This is a genomic window from Paenibacillus monticola (genome assembly GCF_009664975.1).
Lineage (GTDB): Bacteria > Bacillota > Bacilli > Paenibacillales > Paenibacillaceae > Paenibacillus_AQ > Paenibacillus_AQ monticola.
The window spans coordinates 299,117-318,566 of sequence record NZ_WJXB01000001.1 but is presented as its reverse complement, the minus strand read 5'-3'; the positions used below and the strand labels follow the sequence as shown (position 1 = coordinate 318,566).

14 protein-coding genes and 1 pseudogene are annotated in these 19,450 nt (G+C 47.4%); 9 read left to right on the top strand and 6 right to left on the bottom strand.

The window, feature by feature from the left end:
• Positions 1-13: 13 nt before the first annotated feature.
• From GJB61_RS01390 to GJB61_RS01375, 4 genes are all read right to left on the bottom strand, one after another.
• A complete protein-coding gene (locus tag GJB61_RS01390; RefSeq protein WP_154116404.1) occupies positions 14-1,051 on the bottom strand; it encodes an ABC transporter ATP-binding protein in 1,038 nt (345 codons plus the stop codon).
• A gap of 12 nt (positions 1,052-1,063) precedes the next feature.
• Complete coding sequence (locus GJB61_RS01385; protein ID WP_154116402.1) at positions 1,064-1,888, bottom strand: ABC transporter permease; 825 nt, start codon at positions 1,886-1,888, stop codon at positions 1,064-1,066.
• Between the two features lie 162 nt (positions 1,889-2,050).
• Positions 2,051-2,773 carry a GntR family transcriptional regulator gene (locus GJB61_RS01380; RefSeq protein ID WP_154116400.1) on the bottom strand — a complete coding sequence of 241 codons (723 nt, stop codon included), beginning with the start codon at positions 2,771-2,773 and terminating at the stop codon, positions 2,051-2,053.
• Between the two features lie 88 nt (positions 2,774-2,861).
• Positions 2,862-4,274: an aminotransferase-like domain-containing protein gene (locus GJB61_RS01375; protein WP_154116398.1), complete on the bottom strand. Its 1,413-nt coding sequence runs from the start codon at positions 4,272-4,274 to the stop codon at positions 2,862-2,864.
• Between the two features lie 162 nt (positions 4,275-4,436).
• Here GJB61_RS01375 and GJB61_RS01370 point away from each other — a divergent pair, with 162 nt between their 5' ends.
• The 4 genes from GJB61_RS01370 to glpX all read left to right on the top strand — a co-directional run bounded on the left by GJB61_RS01370 (position 4,437) and on the right by glpX (position 8,036).
• Positions 4,437-5,363 (top strand): DMT family transporter, encoded by a 927-nt coding sequence (locus GJB61_RS01370; protein WP_154116396.1) that lies wholly within the window; start codon positions 4,437-4,439, stop codon positions 5,361-5,363.
• A 165-nt stretch (positions 5,364-5,528) separates the two neighbouring features.
• A complete protein-coding gene (locus GJB61_RS01365) occupies positions 5,529-6,173 on the top strand; it encodes a helix-turn-helix transcriptional regulator (RefSeq protein WP_338115634.1) in 645 nt (214 codons plus the stop codon).
• 18 nt (positions 6,174-6,191) lie between these two features.
• Positions 6,192-6,992, top strand: a complete 801-nt coding sequence (locus GJB61_RS01360; protein WP_154116394.1) for a pyruvate, water dikinase regulatory protein — start codon at positions 6,192-6,194, stop codon at positions 6,990-6,992.
• A gap of 48 nt (positions 6,993-7,040) precedes the next feature.
• Entirely contained in the window at positions 7,041-8,036 is a 996-nt protein-coding gene (gene glpX, locus GJB61_RS01355) for a class II fructose-bisphosphatase (RefSeq protein WP_154116392.1), read from the top strand.
• Between the two features lie 210 nt (positions 8,037-8,246).
• Here glpX and GJB61_RS01350 read toward each other — a convergent pair whose 3' ends face one another.
• The gene (locus tag GJB61_RS01350; protein ID WP_154116390.1) at positions 8,247-8,972 is read right to left on the bottom strand and encodes a general stress protein; all 726 of its coding nucleotides are present in this window, start codon (positions 8,970-8,972) and stop codon (positions 8,247-8,249) included.
• A 262-nt stretch (positions 8,973-9,234) separates the two neighbouring features.
• On the opposite strand from GJB61_RS01350, the gene GJB61_RS01345 reads away from it, so the two are divergent.
• The 5 genes and pseudogenes from GJB61_RS01345 to GJB61_RS32475 form a co-directional block, all read left to right on the top strand.
• Positions 9,235-9,546: a (2Fe-2S) ferredoxin domain-containing protein gene (locus tag GJB61_RS01345; RefSeq protein ID WP_154116388.1), complete on the top strand. Its 312-nt coding sequence runs from the start codon at positions 9,235-9,237 to the stop codon at positions 9,544-9,546.
• Between the two features lie 196 nt (positions 9,547-9,742).
• Positions 9,743-10,594, top strand: coding sequence for an AraC family transcriptional regulator (locus GJB61_RS01340; RefSeq protein WP_154116386.1), 852 nt, complete (start codon positions 9,743-9,745; stop codon positions 10,592-10,594).
• A gap of 161 nt (positions 10,595-10,755) precedes the next feature.
• On the top strand, positions 10,756-11,745 hold the full coding sequence (locus GJB61_RS01335) for an aldo/keto reductase (protein WP_154116384.1): 990 nt from the start codon (positions 10,756-10,758) through the stop codon (positions 11,743-11,745).
• Positions 11,746-12,067: 322 nt separating this feature from the next.
• Entirely contained in the window at positions 12,068-14,923 is a 2,856-nt protein-coding gene (locus tag GJB61_RS01330) for an S-layer homology domain-containing protein (RefSeq protein ID WP_195724190.1), read from the top strand.
• A 398-nt stretch (positions 14,924-15,321) separates the two neighbouring features.
• A pseudogene (locus GJB61_RS32475) lies at positions 15,322-16,621 on the top strand (IS1182 family transposase); the annotation flags it as partial.
• A gap of 221 nt (positions 16,622-16,842) precedes the next feature.
• Here the strand turns inward: GJB61_RS32475 and GJB61_RS01320 are convergent.
• Positions 16,843-19,410, bottom strand: coding sequence for an S-layer homology domain-containing protein (locus GJB61_RS01320; protein WP_154116380.1), 2,568 nt, complete (start codon positions 19,408-19,410; stop codon positions 16,843-16,845).
• Positions 19,411-19,450: the final 40 nt, after the last annotated feature.

Below are 19,450 nucleotides of genomic sequence, written 5' to 3'. Positions count from 1 at the left end.
AATCCCCCTCATATTATGATGATTGTGAATAAGCGGTTACCCGCGTAATACCGATCCTTACCGCTGATCCGGTTGATAAGCTCCGCGCTTCTTCGCGCGGCAGAAATACTTTGGTCAAACCAGCCGGAGTTTCTATCGAAATTTCAGCATAATGCCCCAGCACCATCACCTGTCTGATCGTCCCGCCCATTCCTGCGCTCTCATCGTGCAGCATGACGATATCTTCCGGCCTTACAGCGACCGTCACTTCGCCCCTCAAGCCCTTCTCATTGTGGAACCCAAAGGATTGTACGTTGATCCGGTCTCCAACCGCTTGTCCCCGCAGAAAGTTCATCCGTCCGATAAACTGGGCAACGAACAATGTGTTCGGCTGATCGTAAATATCCTGCGGGGAGGCAACCTGTTCAATTCTGCCGCTGTTCATCACTACGATACGATCGGAAATGGACAAGGCCTCTTCCTGGTCATGAGTGACGAAGACCATCGTCAAATTTCCAGCCGCCTGAATTTCGCGTAATTCCTCGCGCATCTCCATTCTTAGCTTGGCATCTAGCGCCGAGAAAGGCTCGTCCAGCAGCAGAACCTTTGGTTCCAGCAGCAGGGCACGTGCTACGGCGACCCGCTGCTGCTGCCCCCCGGAGAGCTGCGAAGGGTATTTCTTCTCCATCCCTGGAAGCCGAACTAACTTCAATACCTGCTCCACCTTCTGACGAATTTCACTTCTGCTCGTCTTTCTCAGCTTCAGGCCAAAGGCAAGATTCTCATATACCGTCATATGCGGCCAGAGATTGTAACTCTGAAATACCATAGCTGTCGGCCGTTTCTCCGGCGGTAGGTGGAGAATGCTTTGATTCTCAATTCTGACCTCTCCCGAATCGGGGGACAGAAACCCGCCTATAGTACGCAGAACCGTGGTTTTCCCGCAGCCGGATGGACCCAGCAAGGAGATCAGCTCCCCTTTGCGGATTTCCAGGTTAATGTCACGCACCCCCTCGCCGGACTTATATGTTTTTTGCAAACCGCTTATGGATAATTGAATGGTTTGTTCCATGGCATTCTCTCCCTACTTCATCTGAAATCCGCTCGACATCACATCTGCATTGACAAACCTTCTGGCCGCCAGCAGTAAAACAATCGTCGGAAGCGTCATAATAATGGAAAATACAGCACCAGCCGTGCTCGGGTAATCCTCCACAATCGAATACATAACCAGTGGCATCGTTTTGAAATCTGGAATTCCAACCAAGAATGTACCCTGCGCCTCATCCAACGACGAGAGGAAGGTAAAGATTGAAGCGACCAGGATTCCCGGTAAGGCCATCGGTAACGTCACATGCCAGAATACGCGAAACGGTCCAGCTCCAACATCACGTGCCGATTCCTCCTGCGCCAGGTGAATACTCTTGAAGGCCGCTGCCGGAATCCAGGTCATGAACATCAATGTGTTGACAATGTGAATCAGAACGACACCTAGTAAAGTGTTCATAAGACCGACCTGGTAGAACAGAACAGCGATGGAGACATACAAGCCCATTTTTGGGAAAGCGTTCGTCAGCAGAAAAGAAAATAAGAACCAACGGCTGAGCGGAAAGCGAATGCGGGCAAACGCGTAAGCGGCCGGAATACAAATCACAATGGAAGCAATCGTAACAATAGTAGCAATACCGAACGAAAGGGAGATGGACGACAGCACTTCTTCCTGGGTTAAGACAAAGGACCACCATTCCAGTGACCACACCTGAGGCAGCATGGCCGGGAACTGCCATTTCCCCGAAAAAGCCAGCAGGGTGAGATTAAGCAGTGGACCGAGAAAGAAGAAAACGAACAGCAGCAGTACCATAAATTCAATTATTTTTCGTTTGCCAAGAGACCTGACATACCAGCCCATGAATGTTCCCCTTCCAGATCATTTCTTCAAGACGTATAGACATCTCCTGTAATTAGAATAATCTATATTTTTAAAAGGCGTTACGGATATTTGTAAATTTCGCAACAAAAAGAGGACCATCGAATGATGGCCCTTCGCAGTTCTAATTCCTAATCGTCACCTTTACTCGCGTGTCCGGCGAATCTGAAAGGTGAATACATCGTTACGCATATAGTCCAGCGAATAAAATATTGGCCGGTGCTCCTCATCATAATGCAGCTGCTTGAACAGCAGCACGGTTGTCGTCGGGTGCACGAGCAGCTTCTGGCAATTACGGTCAATATGGAGAGGAACGGAAATCTCGGTATCCGATTTGACAATTCGCACGGGCAAATGCAACTCGATAAATTCAAGCAAGGAACCCGAGAAATCATGCCGCTCAAATAGATCACCCACCCTGTCCGGATGAAAATAATTTACGGTTACGGCCACAGATTCTTCATTAGCCGTGCGAATCCGCTCCAATACCGTCACTTCCATTCCTGTGTTAATCCCTAGCTGCATAGCAACTTCATAAGGACAGTCTATCTTCCGCAGTGAGACCCGGCTTTCTCCTTCCTGAAGGCCCGCGGAGCGGATCATCTCGCTGGTGCCTGATAATTTATCCAGACTGCTGGGAATAGCGGGTAGAGGATTGATAACAAACGTTCCCACTCCATGCTTTACTCGCAGCCGCCCTTCCGCCTCCATTTGCTTAACGGCATCGCGGAACGTCTCGCGGCTTACTCCCAGTCTCTTGGACATTTCCAGCTCCGAAGGCAACCGCTCGCCAACCATGAACGTACCTTTGGCAATCAGCTCCTTCAACTGCTGTTTAATGATGGCCGTTTTAGACATTATACTCATCGCTTCTTCATACTCCTCTAGACATCATACCTATATAGTGAGTTGTAACTATGTTTATGTCAACTTTTTTCATTAGAAATAGCAACATTCACAGCGTCCGCGAGAGCGCCGTCAATCGCTGCATTCCTTCACGCAGCACCGCTTCGCTGGCGAAGGAGTAGCTGAGGCGAATCCACGACTTCATCTCTCCCAGCGGGTCCAGAATCTCACCGGGGACAAACGCGATGGACTGCTCCATGCTTTTGCGAAAAAGCACTTCCACAGAGAGCGTCGAAGGCAGCTTCACCCACAGATTCAGCCCGCCCTGCGGAGCAGTCCATTCCCACCCTGCCGCGGCCAGTTCCTCCTCCATAATCTCCTTATGCACCTGAAGCGCTGTGCGCAGCTTGCCAAGATGCTGCTGCAATCGCGGTGAAGTGTAATAGTGCAGAAAGATTTTCTGATTGAGCAGCGGAGTACCGTTATCCGCCAGAGATTTGGCTGTGATCAAGCGCTCCATGAACGGGAAACGGCAGGCCACCGCACAGATCCGCAAGCCTGGAGCGACATATTTGCTGAAGCTGCTAATGTAAATGACCCACCCCTCCGTGTCATAAGCAAATAACGGTGTCGGTGGCTCCTCTGCGAAGTACATATCGCGAAAAGGATCATCCTCCACCAGCATACAGCGGTAGCGCTCTGCCAGCTCAACCAAGAGTTTGCGCTGACGCGCCGGAACCGAGTACCCCGTAGGATTATGGTGGGTTGGATTCATATAGAACATACGTGGCTTATGCTTGCGCATCAGAGTTTCCACTTTCTCCAGATCATATCCCTGCGCAGTAATTTCAACCGGAATCAGCCGCGCGCCTTCCCGCCGAAAAATATCCATAGCCACACTGTAAGTCGGACGCTCCACCAGCACCGTGTCCATGGGTCCAAGCAGAATTCTGGCCACCAGATTAATCGCCTGCTGTGCGCCGGAGGTAATTAACAGCTCCATAGCTGACAGCTGCAGCCGATGATGCTGCCTGAAATGCTGACTTAGCGTCTCCCGCAGCTCTTCGTCCCCCTGTACACTGGAATACGTCCCCATCACTTTCGGATACAGGTCAAACACTTTCTTCACATAATCCGACAGAAAAAGATTGGGCAGCAAATTAGGATCAATCAGCGCCTGTGAGAATTGATATTTGGCCGGAATCCGCTGGATGTCGGAAAGTGGGTTGGTCAGTTGATAAGAAGACACTACAGTGCCCTCTCCAGTATCCAGAGGTAGCAGACTATCTGGAGACACATAATAACCGGATTTATCTTTTACATAAACCTTGCCATGCTCAGCCAGCGCTCTGTAAGCCTTAAATACCGTCAGCCGGTGCACCTTGGTTTCATCAGCCAGCAGCCGGATGGAAGGCAGCTTGTCATGCGCTCTCCACTCCCCCCGTTCTATACGGTTTAAGATAAACTCATACACCTGACGGAATAAGGGATGAGTCTGCTCCATTCCAACTGCTTTTTTCATCTGCCTAAAGCTCCTCACCAAATAACCTATTTAACATATTGTACACGATTTTCGGGAGGATCTGTTCTACTCTATGTAATCTGTTCTGTCTCCTCCCCTATATGATTAAACGAATTACCAATGGACTTCCGGTCTCAACCACATCATAAAGGGGAAATGAACATGATTCTTGTTGCTTATGCTCTCGTATGCCTTATCTTTGGTACAACCTTTCTCGCGATCAAAATCGGTGTGGATGCCGGTGCGCCTCCCTTCTTCTCGGCAGGGCTACGTTTTTTCATAGCGGGTGCTGTTCTATTTCTCTGGATGGTCTGGAAACGCAAAGCCAGCTTCTCCCTGCTACTGCGCAAAGAACTGTTGTTCACCGGGGCTGCACTGACCTTCGGGACCTTTTCGGCCCTGTACTGGGCTGAACAATATGTATCTTCGGGGCTCGCTGCTGTGCTCTCGGCCACCGGTCCGATCATGATTTTGCTGATGCAAGCCACGGTGCTTCGTCAAAAAGCCTCTGCTATCTCGCTCTACGGCTGCATCATCGGCTTCATCGGTGTGCTGCTGCTGGTTCTGCCTAACCTTGCGCTCGATGTCTCCCCGCTGTGGATTATCGGCTGCGTTGTCGTTCTGATCGGTGAATGCTGTTATGCAGCAGGTGCCATCTATTCCAAAAAAGTAATTACCAGCATGCCCGAGGTTTCGCCTATTGCGCTCAATGCTGTACAGATGCTGTATGGCGGGGTATTGTTGTCCATTTTGTCTATGGCTACAGAGAATGTACACCCTGAGTTCCTCTTCTCGATCAAAACAGCAGGTTCGATGCTCTATCTGACCGTGGTCGGCTCTATGGTTGGACATACACTGTTCTATTGGCTCGTCGCCAAGACGAATCCGGTCTTCCCCTCCACCTGGCTCTATATCTCCCCTCCTATTGCTGTCGGCGTAGGCTTCCTGTTCTACTCGGAGGCTGTCTCTTGGGTAACATTGCTCGGTGTATTCACGATCATTGGCGGAACCTTGCTTGTGAATGCCACCGCCTTGAAGCATTTAATCCTAAAACCGCGGATAAAAGCCTCTCTTTCAAAAAATATCTGATATATGACGTACTATATGTTGCATTAATGACCATTAATGCGTATTATATAACCATGCAAAGGGAAAAATATTCTAATATGACTCATATATGAAAGGAGGAATCGGCATCAGGCGCTCCTTTCATACTGAGGGTCACCTTGCTGTATTCGGAAGTGGAGGGAAACTGTGATCGAACTGACATCCCGTCAATTGCAAATTATTGATATTGTAAAAAAAAGATCGCCGATTTCCGGCGAACAAATTGCCGAAAGCCTGCTTCTTAGCCGGCCTACGATTCGCTCCGATCTGTCGGTTCTGGTCATGCTCGAGTATATCGATGCCAAACCAAAGGTCGGGTATTTCCCCGGCAAAAAAGCCTCATCCGGCTTGGGCAGCAGCTATCTACTGCAGGAAACGAAAGTCAAGGCTATTCAAAGCTTGCCTATTATTATCCGGGAGACTACAACGATTCAGGATGCGGTCGTTACCCTGTTTCTCCAGGATGTCGGCACTCTTATTATTTGTGACGTAGACGGCAAGCTGACTGGTGTCGCTTCCCGCAAGGATTTCTTAAAGGTCACGCTTGGTAACCCCGGCGCTGTTTCCATGCCTGTAAGTATGGTCATGACGCGTCAGCCCAAGGTAGTAACGATATTCCCTGACGACACGGTGCTTGATGCTGCGCATAAGATGATTTTTCACGAGGTAGACAGTTTGCCGGTGGTTGTTCCGTACAGTGCGGAGGATGCCGGCACGAAGCTAGATGTGGTTGGGCGCCTAACGAAGACTTCCATCATAAAGCTTCTCCTCGAACTTGAACCCAAAGGATAACAGGAGGAATCAATGAGCATGGAGGAACCTTCTCACTTCATTACGATATGCTCGGATTCTTTAGGAGATACGGCGGAGGCTGTCGTGCAGGCCGTCTTACACCAATTCCAGAATCAGCGTGTCACGATTAGACGATATGGCAATGTAAGACATGAAGACGAGCTTAGAAAGCTTATGGAAGAAGCGGCTAAGCACCAAGGCTTTGTCGCTTACACCCTGGTACAACCAGAGCTTAGGGAGATGATTCGCGAGGAATCGGTCCGTCTCGACCTGCGCATCGTAGATATTATGGGCCCAATGATGCAGACCTTTATCGATACCTTCGACGATGCTCCGCAAGCAAGACCTGGCCTTCTGCACCAGCTCGACGAGAACTATTTCCGCCGGATTGAAGCGATTGAATTCACCGTCGCCTGCGATGACGGGCGTGATCTTGGCGCTATGCTGAAGGCAGATATCGTACTCTTGGGCATGTCCCGCACCTCCAAGACACCACTCAGCATCTTTTTGGCCCATCGGGGTAAGAAGGTGGTCAACTATCCGATCGTACCGGAGATCGGCCCGCCGCACCAGTTGTTCAGCCTGCCGCCGAACCGACTGATCGGACTGACGATGGACCCGGAGCATATGTTGAAGATCCGCTCCGAGCGCCTGAAGGTGCTGGGCTTGCCAGTAGGCTCCCAGTACGCAAGTCTCGCGCGGATCACGGAAGAAATGGAATATGCCGCAGTGCTGTTCACCAAGCTAGGCTGTCCTGTCATCGACATCACCGACAAAGCTATTGAAGAAACCGCCGGTATTATTATGGGATATATATAATAGCACTCGGAATTTCACCACACAAAAATTGTACTGGAGGGAATTACTATGGAACGCGAATTGGCTCTTGAAATTGTACGGGTAACGGAACTGGGTGCTTTGGCTTCAGCACGCTGGATTGGCCGGGGCGATAAGAATGCAGCTGATGATGCGGCTACAACCGCTATCCGTTCCATGTTCGATTCCGTCTCCATTGACGGGACCGTAGTGATTGGCGAAGGCGAGATGGATGATGCGCCGATGCTCTATATCGGGGAGAGAGTTGGCAACAAGAACGGTCCTTCGGTCGATGTCGCCGTTGATCCGCTGGAAGGAACAGAGGTGGTTGCTTGCGGACTGCATAACGCCCAATCTGTGATCGCCATTGCCGACAAAGGCAGCCTGCTCCATGCTCCTGATATTTATATGGAGAAGCTGGCCTGCGGTCCTGAGCTGGCTGGCCACCTCAATATTGAAGATTCTGTAGAGGTCACTCTGCAAAAAGCAAGTCTCATTACCGGCAAATCCCTCTCAGAGTTAACAGTAATGGTGCTGGACCGCAAGCGGCATGAGAAGCTGATTGCCAGCCTGCGTCAGGCCGGCGTGCGCATCAAGCTGCTCGGACACGGCGACGTGGCCGGCGCAATCGCGGCAGCGCTGCCGGACAGTGATGTTGATCTGTATATGGGCTCGGGCGGAGCGCCTGAGGGCGTACTCGCCGCCGCTGCGCTGAAGTGCCTGGGCGGAGAAATGCAAGGAAAGCTGCTGCCTGACGGTCCTTTCGAGATGCAGCGCTGCCTGCACATGGGGATCGCCAATCCGACACGAGTGTTGTACATGGAGGACATGGTCGGCACAGGCGATGTGATCTTCGCCGCAACCGGAGTAACTTCAGGCGAGTTCTTAAGTGGTGTTCGCTTTATCGGCAAAGAGCGGGCCGAGACGCATTCAGTAATCATGCGGGCGCAGAGTCGCACCATCCGCTATATTCGCAGCATTCATTTTCTTCCCGGCAAGGAAATACCGGATACATGGACAGGCAGACAAAACGTAGCATCTTTATAGATTAAGATTTTTTCACAAGAAGAAACGGATGCCGTCCTTTATATGGACGGTATCCGTTTCTTCGAGAAATATAACGATAAGTTATCGTGTGAAACCTATAAATCCTTATCTTTTAGAAAAGGGGATTAATCAGACTATTTATTTCTCAGGAGTTCCAGTTCCAGTTCCAGTTCCCACCGCCGCTCTTGTTCGTTCAATTATCCCCTGAGCTTATTCATCGGTCTCCTCAACCGCGCCTGTCATCCCCGGTCTATGAATATCATGCTCTGCTCTGTCCCCAGTCAGTTCAGGCTCCGGTGCGATACCCAAACCATCATCCTTTCTGTCTTCGAGTCCGGTGCCGTTAAATGCAGCTTCCACTGTATTCTTAACAGAATTGCCCGCAGCTGCCTGCACATCACGGTCGCCATCTCCCTCTGTGGCAGCAGCACTTTTTCCCTCAAAGCGATCTCCATTCAGAGAATGATATTGCTTAAAAATACGATAGACATCCTGCTCATGTTCGCCTTTCGCATCCACCATTACAAGAATGTGCCCTTGGCCCACATAGCGGTCATAACTTTCCGCCTCATCCTCTGGAATACCAAGCCCTACCAGACCGCCGACCAAACCTCCAGTCCCCACACCCACGGCTACTCCAGCCAAAGTGGCTGCAATAGGCCCAGCTGCAATAATAGGCCCGATTCCGGGAATCGCTAAAGCGCCAATACCCACCAATAACCCTGTTAGTCCTCCCAGCAGACCGCCTGTTGTGGCTCCAGAAGCCATCCCTTCAGGTGCTTTTGTCCCTGTGTCCTCATGGATTGAGGTAGAATCCTTTTTATTTTTGGTGATTACAGAGATATCTTCTGTTCGAAACCCATGATGTTTTAGTTCCTCAATAGCTCCTGAAGCATCTTGCTCGGCTGTAAAGACACCCACAATTCTCTTATCCATATCGTTTGCCTCCTGATTAGTGATTGAACTAGTTTGCCCTGCTTTATTGCTTAATTAACCAAGAGATTCCACACAATAATTCGCCATTATTAACCTAAGTACGTGAAGTTGAAGTCACCTTAGCTTTCATCAGATTCGCCTAAAATGCCTCTTTGTTAACCCTTTGAGAACATTTGCCTTAAGCACATTACAGATATTCTAAAAGGAGCTATACTCCCATTAGATATGTGAACAAAAGCAACATATACAAGGAGGCATAATTATGAATATGCGTTTGAAGGTTCTGAAGAAGCATCTCTTCTTCTGCTGTAGTGAGCATTGTAATAATCAAGATGTCGAGGAAGTTATGCAGACATTCAAGGAACAACTAGTAGAGAAAGGCATCAATAAAACGGTCAAAATTAACAAAAGCAGCTGTCTTGGCCTATGCGGAAATGGTCCTTTTGTGATAGTGTACCCGGATGGCATTTGGTATTACAACGTAACTACTGATGATGTTGAGCGCATTGTAGAAGAGCATTTGATTCATGGAGTACCTGTTGAGGATCTGGTTATGCTGAAGATGGAAGCCTGATCCAACTTTTGTATACAAATGCCGTACTTTAGTTTGATCTGCGAACCTTTTCTTCATTCATATGTGCACATCAAGAAATGGTGGAAGTCCCTTCTCTGTTTTCAGAGGATGGGGCTTTTTGCATGTTATCCCTCTTTTCAAGGTATAATGAGATTACCCAAGGATAACCTTATTCAGAAAAGAGGCTGAAGCAGCCATGGCTATATTCCATTATAATTCCGAACGTCCCTTCCGTGGCAATCCCGATTTACATCTCCATTATTGGGGCCAGGAACAGTGTGTTCCCGGGCATTCGGTTGGACCCGGAGTACGCGACTTATACAAAATTCATTTTATTCATGGAGGAACCGGCACGCTTTCTGTCGGAGAACATTCCTATACCTTGCGGGCTGGTCAGGCTTTTTTGACCTATCCCCATATTGTTACTTTCTATGCAGCAGACAACTTTGACCCCTGGAATTATTCTTGGGTGGCTTTTACTGGCGAACAGGTCGAGTTTATATTATCCAAAACCTCTTTGTCGCCGGAGCAACCTGTCTTCCCCATGGACGAGCACTTGATGCCAGTTCTGTACGAACATCTAGTCCAAGCGGCGGAGCCTACAGATTGCCTAGATCTACCATTAAAAGCGCTTATGTATGAGTTCTTTACTCTATTACTGCAGACCGTACCGGCTGCACCTGACATCCTTCCTTTACCGAAGCAAAAAAGCATTTACGTCGAGCAATGTCTCCACTTCCTGCATGCCCATTATTGTGAAAACGTTACGGTAGAGATGATGTCTGCAACGCTAAAGCTGGACCGCAAATATTTATCAACCCTATTTAAGCGGACCATTGGCCTGCCTCCACAGCAGTATTTATTGAACTTTCGGGTTGCTAAATCCTGTGAGTTGCTGACAGAAACCACATGTACGATTGGTGAGATTTCACGCTCTGTCGGCTATCAGGACCCTTTGCTGTTCTCGCGCATGTTCAAGAAGGTCCGAGGCTGCTCTCCCAAGGAATATCGCCTCCGTCATCTCCATAAAGAAGACATTGTTCTATAAAAAGCTTCCATGCTGACATACGCTTCACTCTGTTCTTTCGCTACAATTAGAACGTGGCAGGGACAGGTAGAAGCATCATAAAACTTAAGCCCATGCTTTCGAAGTAGTTTTGCGAAGTAATCCATGTAGCGTATGCTACAAAACTTTTAGGAGGAATCAGAATGTACAGTGCAAGTGATACTAGATATGACAATATGACATATAACCACACAGGCAAAAGTGGTTTGCTGCTTCCGGCAATTTCGCTCGGACTATGGCATAACTTCGGCGGGAATGATGTCTTTGAGAATGGCAGAGCTATGGTTAGAAGAGCCTTCGATCTCGGAATCACCCATTTTGATCTTGCCAACAACTACGGTCCACCGGCAGGTTCTGCGGAAGAGACTTTCGGGGCTATTCTGAACAAAGATCTCACCGCCTATCGCGATGAACTGATCATCTCCACCAAGGCCGGATATTATATGTGGCCAGGGCCTTATGGCGAATGGGGCTCCAAGAAATATCTGGTCTCCAGTCTGGATCAGAGTCTGAAACGGATGGGGCTTGATTATGTCGATATTTTCTACCACCACCGTCCAGATCCAAACACACCACTGGAAGAAACTATGGCTGCGCTGGATCTTATTGTCCGCCAAGGCAAAGCTCTTTATGTCGGGATTTCGAACTATAAGCCCGAAGAAGCACGTGAAGCGGCCCAGATCCTGCGCCGGCTAGGAACACCATGCCTCATTCATCAGCCTAACTATTCCATGATGTCACGTTGGATCGAAGATGGACTTCAGGATGTATTGGCTGAAGAAGGAATCGGCACCATCGCATTCTCACCGCTGCAAAAAGGTATCCTGACCGATCGTTATCTGAACGGCATCGCTGCCGATTCCCGTGCTGCTGGACCTAGCGTATTCCTATCCGAGAAGGAAATTACTGCAGAGGTTATTGGCAAGGTACAGAAGCTAAATGAGATTGCCGCCGCACGTGGACAGAAAATGTCGCAGTTAGCCTTATCATGGGTACTCCGCGGGGGTAAAGTAACCTCAGCGCTTATCGGCGCCAGCAAGGTAAGCCAGATTGAGGATGCCGTAGCATCCTTGAATGCACCAGAACTTAGTGCAGAAGAACTGGAACAGATTGAGACTATTTTGCGGGGATAATTGAAGTGTAAGCTTAATCAGCAAAGACGGCACATGAGACCGGGGTAGCACTGCAGCTGCCTAGGTACTTAGGTGCCGTCTTTTTTAATTCGTCCCAATTCACACCTTTTTTAGACAAAATATTACTTTTTATCTTAAAAAGCGACTTAAATATCATAGACTTAGGATGTTATTATTATAATGTACTGAATCACCCAAGAGAGGAAGAAGTAGGAAAAGGTAGCCGTGTCTGTGTACATAAAATTAAATAGAGGTTGGTGTCGTATTGAGTAACAAGAACCGGTTAAGTAAGAAAACTCTTATTATTTTGTTATGCCTGTGTATGAATCTGGTATCACTGAGCCAAGTCTTCGCCGCAAGTACAAATGCCAACAAGGTAGACGATATCACTGGCCACTGGGCGGAAAGCACCCTGAAACAGTGGCAGGAGAAAGGGCTGATTACGGGATACGAAGATGGTTCCATTCAGCCTAATCATAAGATCACTCGCGCAGAATTTGCCGTATTAATTAACAAATCCTTTGGCTTTAAGGATACGGCCACAATTGACTTTAAGGACGTTAAGCATTCTGACTGGTTCTACACCGATATTGCCAAAGCTACTTCTGCTGGATACATAAAAGGATACCCGAATCAGACTTTCAAACCGAATCAATCGCTTAGTCGGGAAGAGATGGCGGTTATTGTAACCTCTTTGTTGCAACTTAAAGGATCTGTTACGCCTACTGTATTCACGGATACTACAGCGGGACACGAGTGGAGCAAAGGCCCGATCGGAGCTATTGTTGAAGCCGGTCTTATGGTTGGATATGGACAAAAGTTCAACCCCCTGACCAGTGCTACAAGAGCCGAGGCTGTTAGCGTACTGGATCGTGCACTCAAATTCTCCAAGGACTCAGAAACAGTAGTTTATAATCAAGCCGGGAATTATGGTCCTGAGACTGGCGTTACTACAATCACTGGTTCTGTATATATCGACGCACCTGGAATTGTGCTAAGCAATACCATAATTACAGGCGATCTATTAATAGGCGAAGGTGTTGGGAAAGGTGATGTGTCCTTAAAGAACGTGACCGTTAGAGGAACAACTACCATAACTGGTGGCGGAAAAAATAGCATACATGTTATTGATTCCACCTTGATAACGGTTATTGTAAATAAGAAAGACGGCAGTATCCGTATTATTACTGAAGGTTCCGGTTCCGTACAGCAAATCACTCTACAATCTGGAGCTTTGCTGGAGGAGGGAACCGGTACAGGCAGTGGATTCGACAATGTTGATCTATCCGGGCTTATCCCCGCGAACTCACAAGTCACATTAGCCGGAACATTTGAAACTGTGGATGTATACGCGGCCGCTATCCAAGTTAATCTAAACTCAGGATCTATTCAAGAGCTGCAAGTTGCACCTGGTGCTTCAAATACCGGAATTAATATTAGCAGTGGAGCCAGCTTGACCACCCTGATTCTTAATGCCGTCGCCAGAGTGACCGGGCAAGGATCTATTGGAACAGCCGTAATTAATGTCTCGGGTTCAACTATTACCCAGACTCCGAACCATGTGACCAGAGCTGATAACATTTCGGTGACCATCGGATCACCCGCTCCTAACGGGGGCAACCCGAATTCAGTTACGGAGATTGTATACGGTTTTGAAGGTACTATTACAGATGTTAATCATCAGCCAGTAGCAGATCTGACGATTCAGTTCCGCAAAGGCTTGGGAAACACTACAGGAGCTATATCAGGTACTGTTGTAACTGATATTAATGGGCATTACTTTGCCAGCCTCTCTCCTGGAATTTACACTGGACAATTGGTGAAAGCAGGGTATATTACGACTTATGTAATTGCTGCTTCTTTGACGGATTATAAGAATACACTTCAAGATGCTACCGCAATCCGCATACCAGCGGCTGATGAAATCCGCATTGTACTCACTTGGGATTTATTGCCGCTAGATGAGGACTCACATCTGGTCGGTCCAGCAGCGAACAACAAGTTTTTCCATACCTGGTACGCTGACAATGAGTACACTAAGAACAATGTGCTATATGCTGATCTGGACCACGATGACACGAACTCTTACGGTCCGGAGACCACCACTATTCGCAAACGTGTGGATGGAACCTATACCTTTTATATTGTTAATTTCAGCGGCAACGGACAAGCCGGATTGGACACCTTGTCCGCATCAGGCGCCAAAGTGGAAGTCTACAACGGCGATAACGCAGTACCGGTGAAGACTTACCAAGTTCCTGCCGGTGCAGGTAACCAACTATACTGGCATGTATTTAACATGTCAGTCGATGGTAACAACTTAACTTTCGAGGACAAGAATGAGCTGACAAATACACAGCCGCTTGCGAATGTAGATTTTGATCTAGACTCACAGTTACCCGATTCCTATGCTTTCAGTGTTGAGAATCATCCCGGAGCCACAGATGTTGTTAAGCTAAACTCTCTTTCACCTGGAGATATCGTATCGGTGTATACCAATGAAACGGGTCCCCCTATCCAGTCTGAACCCGTCCAAGAAGGTTCGGATACGACTGAAATAACAGGTCTGGACTTCGGAGCAAATGAACGCATCATTTATGTTACCTTAACAAGCCCAGGCTTGGATGAAAGTAGACGTTTGACGGTGCCTGTAATATCAGAAGCAAACTATACTGAACTTTCTACGACGATTGCCAATGCTTTCGCTGACAAAGAAGTGCCAGGCACATTAAGTGTAGGAGATGTAGTCTATCTTCAGTCTAATCCACTGCAGGTATTCCCAAGTGATTTAGTGATTGATATTAAATCGCTAGAATATTATTCTCCAACAAGTGTAAGCGATACGGTTTATCTGTATAAAGACTACAGCAATATTCGGTACCTCGAATATAACGGAACCAATGAACCCATAAAGTATAAAGTTACATTAGAACTGAGACGGGGATTTGCCACCACAAACAAAGAATTTATATTGACCGTTCCAACCGTATTCTCGGCACTGCAGCAATCTGTAAATGCAGCTCATATTTTATTAAATAATGGATCATTTGATGCTGCCTTACAGGAAGCCATGGATAATGCAAATGAAGTATTAAATAATCCAAATTCTACTGTACAGGAATATCTGACTGCATTAATAGCTATTCATTCTGCATTGGATGCAGTAGCTGGAGAGTAATAAAAAGGCATCATCATAGCAAAAAGAGACTGTCTCATAAGCCATGAAATGGCTGCTTGGGGCAGCTCTTTTTTTGGAGTCAGATAGACGAGACGGTTGCGCTTATGAGGACGCTCCGCGAACGGACCGTTGTTCCAATCGCTGTGGTCTCCAGATTTTTTTCATTCCCCTTAGCGGTGAAAATCCGGAGACCAAGGCGAACGCTATCGTTTTTCCACAATCGTTCCGTTCGCTCCGCTTTTTAAGCGGGAATCGTATCTACAAACCTTCTAAAAATCATAAAAAAAAGAAACCTTTCTTTGGTAAAATGGAAGTGCGACCAACCATTTTAAATCAAGGAGAGGTTTCTTTTGTACATTCAATATACCATGGACCAACTTTGCTTGCCAATGGATTCCTTCATGTGGCTGGCCGGACGGCAACGTCCAGACTTCCGCACGATCAACCGTTTTCGTTCCCAGCGGATGAAAGACGTCCTTCAAACCGTATTTACCACCGTACTCCAATTTCTGGCTGACGAAAAATATATCTCTTTGGATCATTACTTTGTCGACGGGACTAAGATTGAGGCCAACGCCAATCGCTACACCTTTGTTTGGGGCAAAGCGGTCAGTAAGCATAAAGTGAAATTGCAAGAACAGGTATATGCCCTGTTCGCGAACATCGAAGCAGCAGAGGACCAAGAAGAACATGAGTGCCTCGGAAGAGACCTCCCTGAACTCGGGGAGTCTTCCGAGCTGAGCAGTGAGAAACTCGAACAAGTGACACAGAAGCTTGAAGCCCAGTTAATAGAGAAACCAAAGACAAGCCCCTGAAGAAAGTCGTTCGGAAGCTTCGCAAGGATTTGCTGACCAGGCTGTTGAAGTACGAACAGTACCAAGTACTGCTCGGTGACCGGAACAGCTTCAGCAAGACAGACCCGGATGCAACCTGCGGATGAAAGAAGATCACATGCGAAATGGTCAGCTCAAACCAGGATACAATGTACAGATCGGAACCGAAAACCAGTTTATTTTAAGCTACAGTCTACATCCGAGACCTACCGATACCCGTTGTTTACAGCCGCGTATGGAAAAAGCAAGGCAGATCTTGGGGAAACTCCCGCAGACGGTGATTGCGGATGCAGGCTATGGGAGTGAAGAAAACTACGCCTATCTGGAAAAGAAAGAGATTCAGGCGGTAGTGAAATACGGCAGCTATCACAAAGAAAAGAGTAAAGCTTGCAAAGAGAATGTCGGAAAGATTGAGAACTGGACGTACACCGAAACCGAGGATACATGGATGTGCCCAGCCAGACAAACGCTGTATTTCCGCAAAGAAAGCAAGGAAATCGTAGAGAGTGGATATGAAATTCGAAAACGTCATTACCGCAGCGAAAGTTGCGAAGGTTGTCCACGGAGGGAAGGGTGTACAAAAGCGGCAGGGAATCGGGAAGTGGTCGTTAGTTTGGAACGACTGCGATACCAGAAACTAGCTCGGGAAATTCTACGAAGTAAGGAAGGTCACACCTTGACCGTGCGTAGAATGACGGAACCGGAGAGTGTGTTAGGACAACTGAAGAACAACCGGGGCTTCCGGCGATTTCTGCTTCGCGGCATGGAGAAAGTGACGCCCCAGGTCGGGTGGCTTTCGCTTGCTCACAATCTGCTGAAGCAAGCAACCAATGACCAAAAACGCAAAGCAGCGATTCCCCAATAACAGGTGAATCGCTGCTTTGCTTGCTTTTTATGGTTTTAAGAATGAAGTGAACTGTTTCCTGTCATAGAAAATCTACTTATAGGACAGCTTATCTATTTATCTTACTGACTTTATGCTCTGCGAATTAATTCCGCAAATATAAACTAACTTATACTTCCCAACAAAAAAATCCACCTCTGGTGTCTAGACCCTGGAGGTGGATTACACTTAACCTTTTGTTTCTACAGCTTGGAGATTAATTGGACCGCCTCGGCGCGGGTCGCACTTTGCAGCGGTTCAAACTTATTACCACTCCGTCCCTGAATCCAGCCGAGCTGATGGGCGGAACTTGCATAAGCCTTAGCCCATTCAGAGATAGAAGTAGCGTCTGCAAACGGATGATCCTCTTCCAGCACACTAAGCGGCTGTTTATTTTTATAATTGTAAGCTTTCATTAGCATAGCTACCATTTCCTGGCGAGAGATGGTCAACTCTGGAGCAAAGATCGATTCTGAAGTGCCGGTTACAATACCAGCTTCAGCTACTGCCGCAACTTCGTCTGCATACCACTTAGTAGCCACAACATCGCTGAAACGGCTAGTGCTGCTTGCTTCCAAGTTTAGCTTGCGGGCAATAAATGCAGCAAACTCTGCTCGCGTTACATTTTTGTCCGGTGAGAACGTCAGATCACTCGTACCCGTTACTACCTGCTGAGCTACTAACGATTGAATCGCTCCTAGCGCCCAGTGGGTAGCCGGTACATCGCTGAAGGTCTTGCTATATTGTAGTACTGCATACTTGCTGAAATGGCTAATTTCCGTTGTCAGGTATCCATTGTCCAGCTTGCCGCCGATATATTGCAGCTCCCCTTGATCGTTCAGATAATAGATTCCTGTCAAACTGAGATTGCTGTCCCCATTCACCTTTAGTTTCAAGGTGACCGGAAGGTTGAACTGGGCAAGCTTCGTTTCTTTGCCATCAGCCGCCAAAAGCGACAACGAAATGTCGAAAGCCGCACCTGCAGAAGTGATTGTTGTACTCGCTGATTTTCCAGCGGCCTTGTCCATTTCCTTAGCAATGTCCTCACTAGTTAACGGGTTAAATGCAACTGAGATTCTCGCATTCTTCAATTGGTCCGCTTGAACTGAAGCCTTTAGTTGTTCAAGCACTTGGCCCGGGATTTGCAGTGAGAAATTGTCTTTAGTTACGACTAGCATATTGTCTTTATTGATAGCACTAGACAAAGCAGGCAGCAGCAGTTGCTTAATATCACTACCAACGGAAACTGTCACCTTGCCGCTATCACTCTTTAATACGATATCCAATGTTTTCTCGGTCCCGGTCTGATCGACCATTGTTACCGCAGGGGTTGTTACCACTGTATCAGTCATTCCCAATCCTGTGCCACCGCTACCTCCGCCTCCGCCACCACTTTGTGTCAGAGCCTGAGGAATCGGGAAAAGGTAGGCTTGATAGGATCTCCCCCCATTTTTATTCACTGCGGCAACGTTCACGTGATATTTTTTTCCATTAAGCAATCCATCGATGAAGAATGTCGTTTTCTGAATAGGTAATTCGGTCAACAATTTACCGTCCAGCCAGACCAAATATCCAGCCAAATCCGCTTCTTTGTTAGCATCCCAATTCAGGTTGAACGTCCCATCTCCTGCTGTTACAGTTAACCCAGTCGGTTTATCTGGGAAAGTACCGAAGACAATATTCCGGGGAGAATATTCAAAAGAATAATTATCTGTGTCTCCAGAACTCTTCAAATAAAAATATACGTGTGCTAGTCTCGTATTAACATTAGGAACATGAATCTCTTTACCGGATGCCGTAGATGAGAGTTTCAGCGTATATTTGCTCTCCGCATTTAATAGACTATCAAACTCAAACTGAAGCGTATCACCCAGATAAATGAACCTGTCAATATGAATAATTCTTCCACTGTCGTCTACCAATTCAAAGTCAGATGCCTCTATTTCCGCCCCATCAAACAGAAAGGGAACGCTGGAAAATTCGTAGGTAGGCGCCTCCGGTAAGGTGAGCTGAATATCGAATCCAGATTTGTTATCAAGGGGCTGGGAGGACGGTCTGAACGCTATTAGTCCTTCATTAGGCTGTAGGGACGAGCCTTGACCCTTTCCATTAAACAGTACTTCTCCCTCTGCAACCAATCCCGGAACGCGAATAGCTCCAAAAGAAGAACGCGCCGACTCATGATTTAGTATGTCTACTACACTCACTTCGAAATTTTGCATAGAATGAAACGGTAAATTAAATATCCAATAATAGGGATCCTTCGGTGAGGAAATTAATTGACCATTCTCATAAAGATTATAATGCGAAAACCCAAAATCAAAGGGAGAACGCCATTGTAAACCCATCTCCCCTGTCGGTTGACTTGATAAATAAGTATCTTGTCGGACCCAGTAAGGAGCCACAACCCCATTCTCAAACGAATACACATTATCTGCCACACTGGCAGCAAAACTCCTCGTATCGCCCGCAATAACAGTCGCATTGTCTGGCTTCAGGCCTGCGTCAATCTTGCCATTAACTTTGGCCCAGTATACATTAGCGCTGTTGGAATGATACACCTCTCCCAGCATCGCTGAAGGGACCTGATGATTCTCGCCATCTTGATCCATACTCAAACTAATATTTTTATTATCAGAGTATATAACCCCTGAAATATCCCCGGTAGTTGCGTTATAGTATACTTTAAGTATACTTGCCGCATAGGTTAATACCGGAGCGCATAATACCAGCAGCATAAGTACTGCCAGTGAAGCGCTAATCTTGCGCATCGTGTTTCTCAGAACAATTCCTCCTATTGGATATGTATGA